Origin of the sequence: Mycobacterium rhizamassiliense, assembly GCF_900157375.1 — a bacterium.
Taxonomy (GTDB): Bacteria; Actinomycetota; Actinomycetes; order Mycobacteriales; family Mycobacteriaceae; genus Mycobacterium; species Mycobacterium rhizamassiliense.
Map to the genome: position 1 here is coordinate 2,905,862 of NZ_LT721901.1, position 13,006 is coordinate 2,918,867.

Here is a 13,006-nt window from a genome sequence, read left to right on the forward strand (position 1 = left end):
GTTATTCCGAGCCTACACGAAAAGTTAGCAGTGCTTACTAAATGAGCGGTACCACCGCTGGCGGCGCCTCAGGCGTGGGCGAGCGCGGGCGGCTTGACGGCCGCCGGGTCGGGGTTGGCGATCGGCAGGCCCATGAATCGACGGGCGTTGTCTCCCATGAAGTCGTAGGTGCGACGGGTGTCCATGCCCTCGGCGTACTGCCAATACCGCTTGGGCTCGGCCAGGCCTTCGGGATGTGGCCAGTCCGAACCGAACATCACCTTGTCCCATCCGACGGTCTGCACCACGTCGGCGACCGAGCCCTCCCAGAACGGGCTCACCCAGACGTTGCGGCGGAACACCTCGTGGGGATGCTCGGGGAAGTTCTGCGGCATCTTGTTGTACGTCGACTGCAGGTCGTCGAAGAGCGGCTTGATCCATGCGCTGCCGTTCTCCACGCTGGCGATCCGCAGCTTCGGGAATCGGGTCAGGGTGCCGTGGCAGATCAGGCTGGTCAACATGTCGGCGATCTCCCGGTGACCCAGCGCGGTCCATTTGAATGCCGACATCTCGAACGCGCTGCTGGTCGACGGCGGCTCCCACTTGTCGATGTACTCCTGCAAGGGAGGTTGGCTGGCGTGCAACACAATTGGCAGCCCCGCGTCCTCGACGTCGCGCCAGAACGGATCGAACTCGGGCAGGGCGGGGGAGCGCCAGCCCTTGTAGCCGTTCACCGGCGCCGGCTTGATGAGCGCGACCTTGGCGCCGTTGTCCAGGATGTAGGCGAGCTCGCGCCGGGCTTCGTCGACGATGCCGAGGTTGAGCACCGGCGTGGAGTAGATGCGGCTGGCATGACTGAAGCCCCAATGCTCGAGCATCCACTGGTTGAGGGCGTGGATGATCGCCACCGTCAGGTCGGGATCCTCGGCGGCCGAATGCTCGACGAGGTTGGCCAGCGTCGGATAGTTCAGGCACGAGTCGACGCCCTGGCGGTCTAGTTCGGCGATCCGGTCCTCGGGGTTACGCGCGCCCGGCGGGGTGTCGATGCCACGGCCGGACATCTCCCGCATCGACAGACCCTCGGGGTTTTGCCCGGAGTAAAACTTCTCGTGCGCGCCGGGGGCGGCGACCCGGTCGAACGTCGGGTTCGGCATGTAATCGGTGATCTTGTTCAGGATCGCGATGCGGGTGTGCCTGCCGATCTGGACGAACTGCACCTTGGGCTGGAACTGCTTGGGCAGGTACCTCGTCAGCGCATCGGGGGTCTCGTACATGTGCTGATCGGCATCGAAGATCGGTGCGTCGGTGAACTGCGTCATCGTGGTGCCTCTCGCTGCTCGACTTTGGCCTGCCTACGAGCTTCGCGTAACTTGACACTTGTGTCAAGTCTGCACAGTTCCAGGCATCCTCTGATCTATGAACTGTATTGATTGCAGTTGACGACAGTGTCATATAAGGTCGCCGCATGACGGTGACCTCGGCTTCGGCCGCCGAACGGGAATTGGATGCCACCCGCGGTGAGCGGACCCGCTCGGCGATCCTCAACGCCAGTCGCCGTCTCTTTCTGGAACGTGGCTACGCGGGTACGCCGATCAACGCGATCACCGAGGCGTGCGGCATCTCGCGGGCCGGCTTCTATACCTACTTCAAGGACAAACGCGAAATCTTCAACGTCCTCGGCAAGAACGCCTACCGCGAAGCCCTCGCTGTCATCGGGGAATGGGCCGAGGCCGACGCGGCGTTCGGTCCGGCCGACATCCGGGCCTGGGTCGGTCACTACTTCGACTACATGGATCACCATGGTGCGTTCGTCCTCGCGTCGGCACACTCGGCACCCGACGACGACGACTTTCGAAACTCGCGCAACCGCATGGTGTCTCGCGCGTCGTGGAAGCTTGGCCAGGCGATCGCCGGAAACGGCGTGCATTCACCGGAGGTCATCGGCGTCGCGGTGATGGGGCTGCTGGACCGAGCCTGGCACACCGTCCACCGGCAGACGGTGGCCGTCGACCGCGACGAAATGATCGCGGTGGTCGCCGAGATGATCGTCGCGATGGCAACGCCCCTCGCGTCGTGAACCCGCTGTCGCTCGACGCGCCGGACGTGGTCGAGCTCATTCGTGCCAACCATCGGGTGTTTCTCTTCTGCCGTGACGGCGCCCGACGTCCGATCGGCTACGCCATGCGTTCGGTCGGCTATCGCGCCGCCATCCGCCGCCTCTACTTCGCCACCTACGCCAAGAGCGCCAAGGTCCAACACCTGCGCTCGGCTCCCGAGGTCGCATGCTTGATCGGCGACGACGCGGGTTGGGTCTCCGCTCGTGGCGTCGCGCATGTCTACCAACCGACCGCGGCCGAGGTCGACGATCTCATCGGCGAAAGTTCACCGGATCAACGCGTGCCGGAGTCAGTCGTGACGAAGGTCCGCGACCGCCTTCTCAGCGGCAAGCGGTGCTTCATCGATCTGACGCTCACCGAGGTCCGCGCCGCCGTTCTCCCCGATCGACGTGCCTAGTCCGCGCAGCGGCGGCCCGGTTGCGATGGCCGAGGACGAACTGGCCAAGTTCTTGGGGCAGGGTCCGACCGGCGCGATCTGTGTCGTTGACGCCGACGGCCAGCTGCTGGCCCTGCCGGTGCGGGTGGTCGACTTCGATACCGCCACAATCGATGTCGCCGTTGACGGGCTGAATGGCGACGCCACGCAACGCGCTGAAGTCCGGGCCTGCGTCGTGGCCGACACCTTCACCGCCTATCGGGACATTCGCGGGGTGATCTTGCAGGGAAAGGTGACCTGGCCACCCGCGCCGGATGAGGCGGCCACGCTGACCGTGAGCCGCACGCTGACGTTCTCGTTCGCCAACGCATGACTGTCCAGATGCTGCGTTAGCGCACCCGGTCGATCAGCGCCTCGGCATCGGCGACGCTGCGCAGCAGATCGTTGAGGTGGGTGCAGGTACTGGTGCCGGACAATTCCCGGCGCACTCGAAAGTGCAGTTCCTGCAATGTCATTCCGGTGATTCGCGCTGCGCTGGCCACGGCCCCCGGGCATTCCTGCCAGGGCAGCACTCGCGGTGTGGCCCGCGAATCGACGATGACGCCGGTCTCGGTGTCCACGACGGCGTCCAGGGTGTACTCGTGGATGATCGTCTCCACCCCATCGGTTCGCACGTACGTATCGCGGAACATCGCATCGATGCCGGCTCGCCCGTCGCTTTCCTTGTAGACATCGATGCGCCGTCTGCGACGCATCGCGTGGCGCGGCAATGCCGCCAGCTGGTGCCAGGCACAGGGGTCCACTGGATCGTCACCGTGATCGAGGTCGGGAGCCGCCGGGCCGGTGACGATCACGGGATCGCCCGCCTCGAACGAATTCAGCAGCAGCCCGCCGGTCGCAAAACCCGCACACTGATCCGCGACCGGCAGGTACCCCGACTTCGCGACATCGCCGAGCATGTTGGATGCCGACAGCGCATGGCCCGATATCAGCGTGGCGACGGGAACGTCGTCGAGCAGCGTGTAGCGCAGGTCGCGGGCCCGCCGCAGCTCGCGAGCCGCCTTGTCGGCCGCGGCGCGAAACCCGCTCATCGCGGGTGCGCCCGCCAGCCCGGACATCGCCGCGACCGGTGGCGTCACCTCGACGTGGCGGACCACTCGGGCGATCAGCTCGATGGTGGCCGAGAGTGTCGCGGCGCCGAGCTCGGTCGCCGTTCCATCGGCCGCCGTCCACAGATCGCGCGCCCGCCCAGTCAGATACACCGGGTCCAGCGAACCCTCTTCGCGGGTCATGTCGATCGACGTGGTCCGGCGCGCGGACCGCGGCCGTCGCGGCGGAGTACCGGTCGTCGGCTCGTGCACGCCGTGCAGCGGATGAAGCCCGAAGGGCGGGGAGCCCAGGTCCGTCACCGGATGGACTCTAGCTCTCCTCGGCCGGCCGGAACGCGAAGGTCACCAGCGACTGACCGTCGGCGGTCTCCAGCGTGGTGGTGGTCGACACCAAGGGCTGGCCGATCCGCAGTTCGGCCGCGGTCGCGTCGACGATCAGCGTCTCGACCAGCACCCCCTCGGCCAACTCGACGAAGCCCACCACGTACGGCCGGAACACCTTGGGATCCCGATTGCCCTTGTACGGTAACGGCGGCGGGAACTCTTGCGTCGTATAGGTGTAAAGCTTTCCCGTGGTAGATAATTCGATCGCCTCGATGTCGTCCTGGATATCGGGGTCGCCGTCGAAAAGCTCGGGCCGCTCGGCGGGGAACTTCACCGCACCCGACGAACGCCTGCGCGACGCGAACAGCACCGCACGCTCGCCGTCGACCCGGAACAGTCCCTCGGTGATCAGTGTGGTCATCTCAGGCCACCTCGATGACCATTGCGGCGCCCATACCGCCGCCGGCGCACATGGACAGCACGCCGATACCTCCGCCGCGCCTGCGCAATTCATAGATCGCCGAGGTGACCATGCGGGCGCCGGTCGCGGCGATCGGGTGGCCCAGGCTGATGCCCGAGCCGTAGACGTTGACGATCTCCTCATCGAGCCCGAGCTCGCGGGCACACGCGACTGCCTGAGCGGCGAATGCCTCGTTGATCTCGAACAGCGCGACGTCCTTGAGCTTGCGGCCCGCCAACTCGAGCGCCTTGGGGATGGCCTTGATCGGCCCACTGCCGGTCCGCGTCGGGTCCAGTCCGACCTGCGTCCAGGACAGCACGCTTGCCAGCACGTCTTGCTGGGTGTCGGGGCTGGCCAGGGCCACGACCGCCGCGGCATCGTTGATGCCGGAGGAGTTTCCTGCCGTCACGGTGAAGCCTTCGATCTCGGGGTGCAGCACTTTCAGCCCGGCAAGCGACTCCATCGAACTGCCGCGCCGTGGATGCTCGTCCTCGGCGAATGTGATCGTGCTGCCGTCGGGCTGCGGCACCTGGATCGGCACGATCTCTTCAACGAATGAGCCGGCATCGATAGCCTTCACCGCGCGCTGATGGCTGCGTAACGCCCACTCGTCCTGATCTTCGCGGGTGATCCCGTACTGCACGTTGCAGTTGTGAGCGACGGTGATGGACATGTCCATGGCCGGCGCTTCCGCGGTCGGCGGATGCGACTCCGGGAACCACTGCTCGTAGTCCTCGGGCGACTTGCCCGTGGTGAAGAGCTTGCGCTTCTGCATGATTGGGCCGGTCGACAGCGACTCCATACCTCCGGCCAGGATGGCGCGGCTCATCCCGGACGCGATCTGACCGGCGCCCACGGCGATGGCCGAGAGGCTCGATGCGCACTGGCGGTTCACGGCGAGCCCGGGAACGTCGAGCAGGCCAAGGGCCACCGCGACGTAGCGGGCGCTGTCGCCGCCGCCCTGCATGCTCTCGGCCAGCACCAGGTCGTCGAACTCCGCCGCGTCAAGGCCAGAGCGATCCACGACGGCCCGTACGACGGGCTTGGCGAGCTCGATCGCGGGCATATTGGCCAACGTGCCCTTGCGAGCCGTTCCGATCGGCGTGCGGGCAGCGGCCACGATGGCTGCGCGCGAGGTGGTCTTGGCCATCTGTCTCCCTGATCGTCGTAGCGGGCTGGTTGCCCGGCGAGTGTGGTCAGTCTATACCGTTAAATAGATAGCGATATGCCCAGTGGCAGACGACGGGAGCAGCCGGTGAAAGTGATCAAGTCCGCGGACGACGCGGTGGCGACGATCGGCCAGGAACTCGGGGTCAGCCGGTGGGTAGACATCGACCAGGGCCGGATCGACGCGTTCGCCGACGTGACGATGGATCATCAGTGGATCCACGTCGACGTCGAGAAGGCCAAGGCCGAAAGCCCTTACGGCGCAACGATCGCGCACGGGTTCCTCACGCTCTCACTCATCCCCGGTGTCAGCAAGGATAATTACCGCGTCGAGAATGCCAAGATGGGCATCAATTACGGCTTGAACAAGGTGCGGTTCCTGTCCGCGGTCACCGCGGGCAGCCGCATCCGGGTCCGGTCCGAGCTCGCCGACGCCGCCAAGGTCGCCGACGACACGGTGAACCTGACCGTGCGTCACACCGTGGAAATCGACGGCGTCGACAAACCCGCTGCGGTCGCCGAGCTGATCGCGCGGTTCGTCTGGTGACCGGTGGTCCGTTCGACGGCAAGGCTGTGCTGACGGGAGCGGGCAAGTCGCAGGTCGGCCGCAGGCTCGGGCGGACCGGGCTTGACCTCACACTCGAGGCGGTGCAGCGGGCGATCGAGGACGCCGGGCTGAGCGTCGATGATGTCGACGGGATCGCGAGTTACCCCGGACCGGGTGTGCCGGACGCCGGATTCTCCGGAGCGACCGTCCAGGAGGTCCGCAACGCACTCGGACTGCGTTCCCGCTGGTACATCTCGGCGATGGAGACCGCGGGGCAGATCGGCCCGGTGATCGAGGCGTGCATGGCGGTCAGTCTTGGGCTGGCCAACCACGTCGTGGTCTACCGGTCGGTATGGGAATCCACCGCCGCGCAACAGGCCGGCGGCGGTCGGGCCTCGGTCCTCTTCGGCGGCGGCGCGCTGCCCCCGCACCTGGAGTGGACGGCGCCCTTTGGCGCATTGTCCGCGGCGAACTGGCTGGCGATGCCCGCCCAGCGCTACATGCACGACTTCGGCCTGACCCGCGAGCACCTCGGCCGCATCGCGATCAACGCACGCACCAACGCCGGACTCAATCCAGACGCGGTCTATCGCGAACCGATGACGATGGACGACTACCTCGGCGCGCGGATGATCTCCGAGCCGCTGTGCCTCTATGACTGCGATGTGCCCTGCGACGGCGCCACCGCCGTGATCGTGTCCCGCCGTGACGCCGCCAACGGCCTACCGCGGCAACCACTTACGGTGGAGTCCGTCGGGCCCGGGATGTTCGAGCGGGCGACCTGGGATCAGCGCAGCGACATCACCACGATGGCCGCCCACGATTCGGCCGCCACGCTCTGGGAGCACACCACGCTGACTCCCGCCGACGTCGATATGGCCCAGCTCTATGACGGCTTCTCCTTCCTGACCGTGATGTGGCTGGAAGCGATGGGCTTCTGCGAGCACGGCAAGGTCGGCGAATTCGTTGACGACGGTTCGCGTATCGCTCTGGACGGTGCGCTGCCGATCAACACCAGCGGCGGTCAACTCTCCGGCGGCCGACTGCACGGCATGGGCTTCCTGCACGAGGCATGTGTGCAGTTGTGGGGCGAGGGCGGCGATCGGCAGGCGCCCCGCACCCCCGAAGTGGTGGCCGTCGGTGTGGGCGGCGGACCGGTGGCCGGATCGATGCTGTTGAGTAGCCGGTAACTCATGACGATGGCCGAAGGCGGTGACATGACGCTCGGTGACATCGTGACCGACAACGCGGTCCGCTTTCCCGACGTCGTCGCCTACCGGCACGGCCACCGCACCATCACCCACGCACAGCTACGCGACCGGGCAGTCCGACTGGTGTCGGCGATGGCCGCGGCCGGGGTGAAACGACAGGACCGCATCGCGGTGTTGAGCCGCAACAGCATCGAGTTCGGCGAGCTGAACGCTGCCACCCAACTCAGCGGAATCATCATGGCCACCATCAACTTCCGGCTCTCGCCAACGGAGATGGACGATGCGCTACACCGCGTCGCCCCGTCGATCGTGTTCTGCGCCGACGAGTTCCTACCGGTGATGGCCGATCTCGTAGCGGCCATGCCGTCGGGGCCGATGCTGGTGGCCATCGGGGGAGACACCCCGCCGGGGATCACCGACTACGAGCAATTCCTCGAAGCCGGCCTTGGAACTGACCCTAGCGGCGAGCCCGAGTTTGTCGCCCGTCCCGACGACATCGCGTACCTGCTGTTCACCAGCGGCACGACCGGCGCGTCCAAATGCTGCATCCTCGGGCAGCGGGAAATGCGCCGCGTCGTGTTCACGATGAACAACGAGATGCGTTGCGGCAGCGCTGATCGCGGGCTGATCAACATGCCGGTCTTCCATGTCGGTGCGCTCGCGATCGTCGGCGGACTGCATGCTCGCGGCGGGACCGTGGTGCTACAGCAACAGTTCGACCCGGCCGATGCTGTGCGGCTGATCGCCAGCGAGCGGATCACAGTGCTGCACCTGGCGCCCGTCATGCTCAGGGCACTGCTCGATGAGGCGAGTGATCGCGTGGTGGTGGAATCGGTTCGCACCGTGGTCTATTCGGCCGCGCCGATGACCACGGCCATCCTGCGGCGGGCGCTAACCGTGCTGCCGGACGCGGGTTTCCTCAACCTTTACGGGCAGACGGAAGTCATTGTCTCTGGACTGCCCCGCGAACTGCACGCCCTCGACGAACCCAACGCCGCCGAGCGGCTGAGCTCGGTTGGCTTCCCTTTTCCCGACACACGGGTACGTGTGGTCGATGCGGACGGCGGCGTCCTGCCCATCGGGCAGGCCGGTGAGATCGTCGTGCAGTCCGACTCGATGTTCCGCGGCTACTGGGAGGACGAGGCGGCTACGCAGGCGACGCTGCGGGACGGGTGGTGTCGCACCGGCGACATGGGTCGACTGGACGGGCGCGGGCTGCTCTATCTGATGGACCGCAAGAAGGACGTGATCATCAGCGGCGGGGAGAACATTTATTCGCCTGAGGTCGAGGATGCGGTCAGCGCGGTTGACGGAGTGGCCGCCTGCGCTGTCGTCGGGGTGCCCGATGACAGATGGGGCGAGGCGGTCTGCGCCGTTGTGGTGGCGCGCAGCGGTGCCTCGCCGACGCTCGAGACGGTGCAAGAGGGCGTCCGGCAACGGCTCGCGCGCTACAAGGTGCCCCGTCGACTGGTGCTGGTCACCGATCTGCCCGTGCTGGCCAGCGGCAAGGTGGACAAGAAGCGACTGCGCGCCGACCTGCAGGCGACTGCCGGCTGAGTTCCCATGCTCACGTCGTACGCAGCAGCGAACGGCGCAACAACTTGACCATCAACTCAGCGGCCCTCTCGTCGCTGTCCGGGCCGCTTGCCCCGGTCGGCTCGGACATCCGGCCCAGGACCGCCACAAACACCGCGCCCGCCACATCCGCGTCGACGCCGGCCGGCAGGTCGACAGTGGACAGGAGCGCAGCAACCGCGTGGAAAATCGCGCCGATGCCGTGGTCGACATCGGCGTCGGAGAGCAGTTCTGCGACCGTGCCGTCGAACCACGCCCGGATCACGCCGCGGTAGGTGCGATGAAATTGGACGTAGCCGAGCATCCACTCGGTCAGCGAATCCGGGGCCATCGCGGGCAGGGTGGCGGCGTGCTCCTCGATCTCGGCGACCGCGCGGCGGGTCAGTTCGGCCAAGATCTTGTCCTTGGTGCTGAAGTACCGGTACAAGGTCGCGCGGCTGATATCGGCGGCGGCCGCGATGTCCTCCATGCCGACGGCGTAGTAGCCGCGCTCGGCGAACAACGCCGAGCTGACCGACAGCACGTCCTGCGGGATCGGTGAGCCCGATGTCTCGGTGGCCGCCGGTGGTGTTGCCGCGGCACTGTCCGTGGTGTCGGGCGGGGTTCGCGCGCGCCCATTTGTGAACTGCGGTGTTACCGCCTGCAGCACGTCAGTCGGGGTCTCGGGAAACAGCATCAGCTGCAGCGCAACGGTCAACGACGATGTCAAGGTCGCGCGAGTGGGCAACGGGAACATGGCCCGGTACCGGTAGAGGTGAACCATGTGGGGGATCCGCCCGAGTGCTGCGGCCGCATCCTCAGCGTCGAGATCGCGCAGGCGCATCCGCCGCAGCCGATCGGTGACCGTCTGATGGAACTGGTTGGCGGCCGAGCTGGCATCGATGACGGCCAACCCGGTGGCCGTGCCGATGCCGGGAAACTCGGCGAACACCGCGGCGTGGGCGTCGTAGATGTCCGCCCATTCGACGAGCCAGCGGTGCAGCGCGTTCATTCCGTCGACCGTCGGGCCGAGTCCGCTGAGGTGTTCGCTGTGGCCGAGCACATCGCGCTCGGCAAATGCACTCAATTCGCGGAAGATCTCCTCCTTGCCCGCGAAGTATTGATAGACGGTGGCACGGGAGGCGCGGGCCGCCTTGGCGATGGCATCAAGCGAGGTAGCGTGAAATCCGTTGGCCAGGAACATCTTCGCGGCGCACCCAAGTATGCGGTCGCGCGTATGCAGGCCGCGGCGCCCCACGCCGGCATTGGCGGCGGGGGCATAGCCGGAGCGCCGCAACTTGTCGGGAGTGCGGGCCATGGGAGAAGTATCCCGCGCCGACTCCGTCGTCATCGGGTCGCCGGGGCTCCGGGCAGGTTGCGCTTGGCCTTGCCGGGATAGCCGAAGAACTTCTCGAAGTTGGCGTCGTTGATGGGCTGCGCGCTGTTGCGGACAGCCGCCGACCGTAGCGCATCGAGGCGGCCCTGGGCTTTTTCGAGCTCCTCGCCCGGCCCGGATTGCCTTAGGCGTTGCACCTCCCGCGCGGCCGCGGCGATCTCGATGCGAAGCCGTTCACCCGCTTCCCCGAAGGTCAACAGGTCGTGGTCGTCTTCGTCGACCTTGTCCCGGCCTGCGTCGTCGGCGGGTCGGTCCGTGGATTCCATGTCGCGCCTCTCAACTGCTGGACGAATGTGGCGTACGTCATATAGTCTGTGAGACGAACCGTCAGAAAACAAGACGGCACGTCAGAAAAGTGCGACAGATCGCCAGATGCGAAGGAGCATCATGCCGCTTCAGGATGACCACCAGATCGTGTCCGTTGACGACCATTTGGTCGAGCACCCACGGGTGTGGCAGGACCGGTTGCCGCAGAAGTACCTCGAACAGGGCCCGCGCATCGTTGACGAAAACGGCATGCATCTGTGGCACTACGACGGGCAGGTCTTCCCGACCATCGGCCTGAACGCGGTCGCCGGCAAACCGCCGGAGGAGTGGGGCATGGATCCCGTCCGCTACGAAGACATGATTCCGGGCTGCTACGACCCGGTCGCCCGGGTCGCCGACATGGACCTCGATGGTGTGCAGTCGGCGTTGTGCTTCCCGTCGTTCCCCGGATTCGGCGGTGGCACGTTCCAGCGGGCCGACGACAAAGACCTGGCGCTGCTGTGCGTCAAGGCGTGGAACGACTTCTACATCGACGAGTGGTGCGCGGTGGCGCCCGAGCGCTACATCCCGCTGGCGATCCTGCCGACATGGGATATCGACGCGTGTGTAGCCGAGGCGGAGCGCGTCGCCGCCAAGGGTGCGCGCACGATCTCGTTCCCGGACAGCCCGGTGCCGCTGGGTCTGCCGTCGTTCCACTCCGACCACTGGGACGGCTTGTGGCGGGTCTGCTCGGACACCAAGATGCCGGTGTCGCTGCACTTCGGGTCCGGCTCCTTCGTGCCGGGTTTCTCGTTCTCCACGATCAAGCCGGTCCCGGGTCAGATGGCGGTGCCCGACGCCCCCTTCGCGGTCGCGACGGCACTGTTCTCTACGAACCTGATGTGGTCCACGGTCGACCTGCTGTTCTCCGGCAAGCTGCAGCAGTTCCCGGATCTGCAGATCTCGCTCGCTGAGGGCGGCATCGGTTGGGTGCCTTACATCCTCGAGCGAACGGACTACGTGTGGGAGCGGCACCGCTACTACCAGAAGATCGATTTCGACACCCGTCCGTCGGAGCTGTTCCGCAAGCACTTCTGGGGCTGCTTCATCGACGACGAGCACGGCCTGAAGAACCGGCACAGCATCGGCATCGACCGGATCATGCTCGAGATCGACTTCCCGCACAGCGATTCGAACTGGCCGAACTCGCGCAAGCGGGCCGCCGAGGTCCTTGCAGACGTGCCCGATGACGAGTGCGGGCTGATCGTCGAGGAGAACGCTCGCCGGATGCTCAACTTCCCGCGGGTGACCGCGGGCGATCGGCAACTCGCCGGCGTTTAGAGCTTTCCGCGCGAGACCAGCTGCGCGGCAATGACGTTGCGCTGTATCTCGTTGGTCCCTTCGCCGACGATCATGAGCGGGGCGTCGCGGAAGTAGCGCTCGACGTCGTATTCGGTGGAGTAGCCGTAGCCGCCGTGAATTCGGACGGCGTTGAGGGCGATTTCCATGGCCGCCTCGGACGCGAACAGCTTGGCCATCCCGGCCTCCATGTCGCAGCGTTCGCCGCTGTCGTACATCTGCGCGGCGTAGCGGGTGAGTTGGCGTGCCGCAGTCAGTTTGGTGGCCATGTCGGCCAGGTAATTGCCCACTGATTGGTGCTTCCAGATCGGCTGGCCGAAGCTCTCGCGCTCCTGCGCGTATTTCAGCGCGTCTTCGAGCGCTGCGCTCGCCACACCCAGCGCCCGCGATGCGACCTGAATGCGGCCCGTCTCAAGGCCTTTCATCATCTGCGCGAATCCTCGGCCCGGCTCGCCGCCGAGGACCGCCGACGCAGGCACGCGGCAGTCGTCGAATGACAGCTCGCAACTCTCCACGCCTTTGTAGCCCAGCTTGGGGAGGTCCCGCGAGACTGTAAGGCCCTGACCGTGTTCGACCAAGACGATCGAAATGCCCGTATGGCGGGGCACGGCTTGAGGATCGGTCTTGCACAGCAGCGCGATGAGGCCGGACCTGCGGGCGTTGCTGATCCAGGTCTTCGCACCGTTGATTACCAGCTGGTTGCCCTCGGCTCGTGCGGTGGTTGTCATCGCCTGCAGGTCCGAACCGCCGCCTGGTTCGGTGAGCGCCATCGTGGCCCGCATCTCCCCGCTCGCCATCCGCGGTAGATACTTCTGTCGCTGTTCGTCGTTGCCGTACAACGAAATCAGCTTCGCGACCACGGTGTGCCCGCCCATCGCGCCCGCCAGGCTCATCCAGCCGCGGGCCAGTTCCTCGGTCACCGCGACGTAGCAGGGCATCGACACCGGCGAGCCGCCGTATTCCTCAGGCACGGCAAGACCGAAAATCCCGATCCGCTTCATCTGCTCGATCCACGCTTCCGGGTACGCGTTTGCATGCTCGACTTCGCGGACGGTGGGCTTGACGTCGCGGTCGATGAAGGTCCGCACCGTATCGACCAGCATGCTCTCTTCATCGTTGAGGGCGAATGTCATGCAGTTCCTTTACCGGACACTAACGTCA

14 protein-coding genes are annotated in these 13,006 nt (G+C 66.2%); 7 read left to right on the forward strand and 7 right to left on the reverse strand.

Annotated elements, in window-relative coordinates; all coding sequences use genetic code 11:
- Positions 1-68 precede the first annotated feature (68 nt).
- Complete coding sequence (locus MRAB57_RS14285) at positions 69-1,298, reverse strand: amidohydrolase family protein (protein WP_077087986.1); 1,230 nt, start codon at positions 1,296-1,298, stop codon at positions 69-71.
- A 146-nt stretch (positions 1,299-1,444) separates the two neighbouring features.
- Between MRAB57_RS14285 and MRAB57_RS14290 the strand changes: the two genes are divergently transcribed.
- The 3 genes from MRAB57_RS14290 to MRAB57_RS14300 are packed head-to-tail and all read left to right on the forward strand — an operon-like array spanning position 1,445 to position 2,845.
- Positions 1,445-2,056: a TetR/AcrR family transcriptional regulator gene (locus tag MRAB57_RS14290; protein ID WP_077087987.1), complete on the forward strand. Its 612-nt coding sequence runs from the start codon at positions 1,445-1,447 to the stop codon at positions 2,054-2,056.
- A complete protein-coding gene (locus tag MRAB57_RS14295; protein WP_077087988.1) occupies positions 2,053-2,493 on the forward strand; it encodes a pyridoxamine 5'-phosphate oxidase family protein in 441 nt (146 codons plus the stop codon). Before MRAB57_RS14290 ends, MRAB57_RS14295 begins: the two co-directional genes overlap by 4 nt.
- A 25-nt stretch (positions 2,494-2,518) precedes the next feature.
- Positions 2,519-2,845, forward strand: coding sequence for a hypothetical protein (locus MRAB57_RS14300; RefSeq protein WP_077087989.1), 327 nt, complete (start codon positions 2,519-2,521; stop codon positions 2,843-2,845).
- 16 nt (positions 2,846-2,861) lie between these two features.
- Here the strand turns inward: MRAB57_RS14300 and MRAB57_RS14305 are convergent, their stop codons facing one another.
- From MRAB57_RS14305 to MRAB57_RS14315, 3 genes are read right to left on the reverse strand one after another with little or no spacing between them, the layout of a single operon-like run.
- Entirely contained in the window at positions 2,862-3,881 is a 1,020-nt protein-coding gene (locus tag MRAB57_RS14305) for a DUF2889 domain-containing protein (RefSeq protein WP_083743412.1), read from the reverse strand.
- A 10-nt stretch (positions 3,882-3,891) separates the two neighbouring features.
- Positions 3,892-4,326 (reverse strand): Zn-ribbon domain-containing OB-fold protein, encoded by a 435-nt coding sequence (locus MRAB57_RS14310; RefSeq protein ID WP_077087990.1) that lies wholly within the window; start codon positions 4,324-4,326, stop codon positions 3,892-3,894.
- A 1-nt stretch (position 4,327) separates the two neighbouring features.
- Entirely contained in the window at positions 4,328-5,515 is a 1,188-nt protein-coding gene (locus MRAB57_RS14315) for a thiolase family protein (protein WP_077087991.1), read from the reverse strand.
- A gap of 105 nt (positions 5,516-5,620) precedes the next feature.
- Here MRAB57_RS14315 and MRAB57_RS14320 point away from each other — a divergent pair, with 105 nt between their 5' ends.
- From MRAB57_RS14320 to MRAB57_RS14330, 3 genes are read left to right on the forward strand one after another with little or no spacing between them, the layout of a single operon-like run.
- Positions 5,621-6,079: a MaoC family dehydratase gene (locus MRAB57_RS14320; protein ID WP_077087992.1), complete on the forward strand. Its 459-nt coding sequence runs from the start codon at positions 5,621-5,623 to the stop codon at positions 6,077-6,079.
- On the forward strand, positions 6,076-7,269 hold the full coding sequence (locus MRAB57_RS14325) for a thiolase family protein (RefSeq protein ID WP_077087993.1): 1,194 nt from the start codon (positions 6,076-6,078) through the stop codon (positions 7,267-7,269). The genes MRAB57_RS14320 and MRAB57_RS14325 overlap by 4 nt, the downstream gene beginning before the upstream one ends.
- A gap of 3 nt (positions 7,270-7,272) precedes the next feature.
- The gene (locus MRAB57_RS14330; protein ID WP_077087994.1) at positions 7,273-8,847 is read left to right on the forward strand and encodes a class I adenylate-forming enzyme family protein; all 1,575 of its coding nucleotides are present in this window, start codon (positions 7,273-7,275) and stop codon (positions 8,845-8,847) included.
- A gap of 10 nt (positions 8,848-8,857) precedes the next feature.
- Here the strand turns inward: MRAB57_RS14330 and MRAB57_RS14335 are convergent, their stop codons facing one another.
- Both MRAB57_RS14335 and MRAB57_RS14340 read right to left on the reverse strand, forming a co-directional pair.
- Positions 8,858-10,162 (reverse strand): TetR/AcrR family transcriptional regulator, encoded by a 1,305-nt coding sequence (locus tag MRAB57_RS14335; RefSeq protein ID WP_077087995.1) that lies wholly within the window; start codon positions 10,160-10,162, stop codon positions 8,858-8,860.
- 29 nt (positions 10,163-10,191) lie between these two features.
- Positions 10,192-10,506, reverse strand: a complete 315-nt coding sequence (locus MRAB57_RS14340; protein WP_077087996.1) for an acyl-CoA synthetase — start codon at positions 10,504-10,506, stop codon at positions 10,192-10,194.
- 121 nt (positions 10,507-10,627) lie between these two features.
- Here MRAB57_RS14340 and MRAB57_RS14345 point away from each other — a divergent pair, with 121 nt between their 5' ends.
- On the forward strand, positions 10,628-11,827 hold the full coding sequence (locus tag MRAB57_RS14345; protein WP_077087997.1) for an amidohydrolase family protein: 1,200 nt from the start codon (positions 10,628-10,630) through the stop codon (positions 11,825-11,827).
- Here the strand turns inward: MRAB57_RS14345 and MRAB57_RS14350 are convergent.
- Entirely contained in the window at positions 11,824-12,978 is a 1,155-nt protein-coding gene (locus MRAB57_RS14350) for an acyl-CoA dehydrogenase family protein (protein ID WP_077087998.1), read from the reverse strand. The two genes, MRAB57_RS14345 and MRAB57_RS14350, sit on opposite strands and share 4 nt — an antisense overlap.
- Positions 12,979-13,006: the final 28 nt, after the last annotated feature.

What these genes read in the sequence shown, in the direction of transcription:
- MRAB57_RS14285 (WP_077087986.1), bottom strand. Translation starts at nt 1,298, where the DNA reads ATGACGCAGTTCACCGACGCACCGATCTTCGATGCCGATCAGCACATG.
- MRAB57_RS14290 (WP_077087987.1), top strand. Translation starts at nt 1,445, where the DNA reads ATGACGGTGACCTCGGCTTCGGCCGCCGAACGGGAATTGGATGCCACC.
- MRAB57_RS14300 (WP_077087989.1), top strand. Translation starts at nt 2,519, where the DNA reads ATGGCCGAGGACGAACTGGCCAAGTTCTTGGGGCAGGGTCCGACCGGC.
- MRAB57_RS14310 (WP_077087990.1), bottom strand. Translation starts at nt 4,326, where the DNA reads ATGACCACACTGATCACCGAGGGACTGTTCCGGGTCGACGGCGAGCGT.
- MRAB57_RS14315 (WP_077087991.1), bottom strand. Translation starts at nt 5,515, where the DNA reads ATGGCCAAGACCACCTCGCGCGCAGCCATCGTGGCCGCTGCCCGCACG.
- MRAB57_RS14330 (WP_077087994.1), top strand. Translation starts at nt 7,273, where the DNA reads ATGACGATGGCCGAAGGCGGTGACATGACGCTCGGTGACATCGTGACC.
- MRAB57_RS14335 (WP_077087995.1), bottom strand. Translation starts at nt 10,162, where the DNA reads ATGGCCCGCACTCCCGACAAGTTGCGGCGCTCCGGCTATGCCCCCGCC.
- MRAB57_RS14340 (WP_077087996.1), bottom strand. Translation starts at nt 10,506, where the DNA reads ATGGAATCCACGGACCGACCCGCCGACGACGCAGGCCGGGACAAGGTC.
- MRAB57_RS14345 (WP_077087997.1), top strand. Translation starts at nt 10,628, where the DNA reads ATGCCGCTTCAGGATGACCACCAGATCGTGTCCGTTGACGACCATTTG.
- MRAB57_RS14350 (WP_077087998.1), bottom strand. Translation starts at nt 12,978, where the DNA reads ATGACATTCGCCCTCAACGATGAAGAGAGCATGCTGGTCGATACGGTG.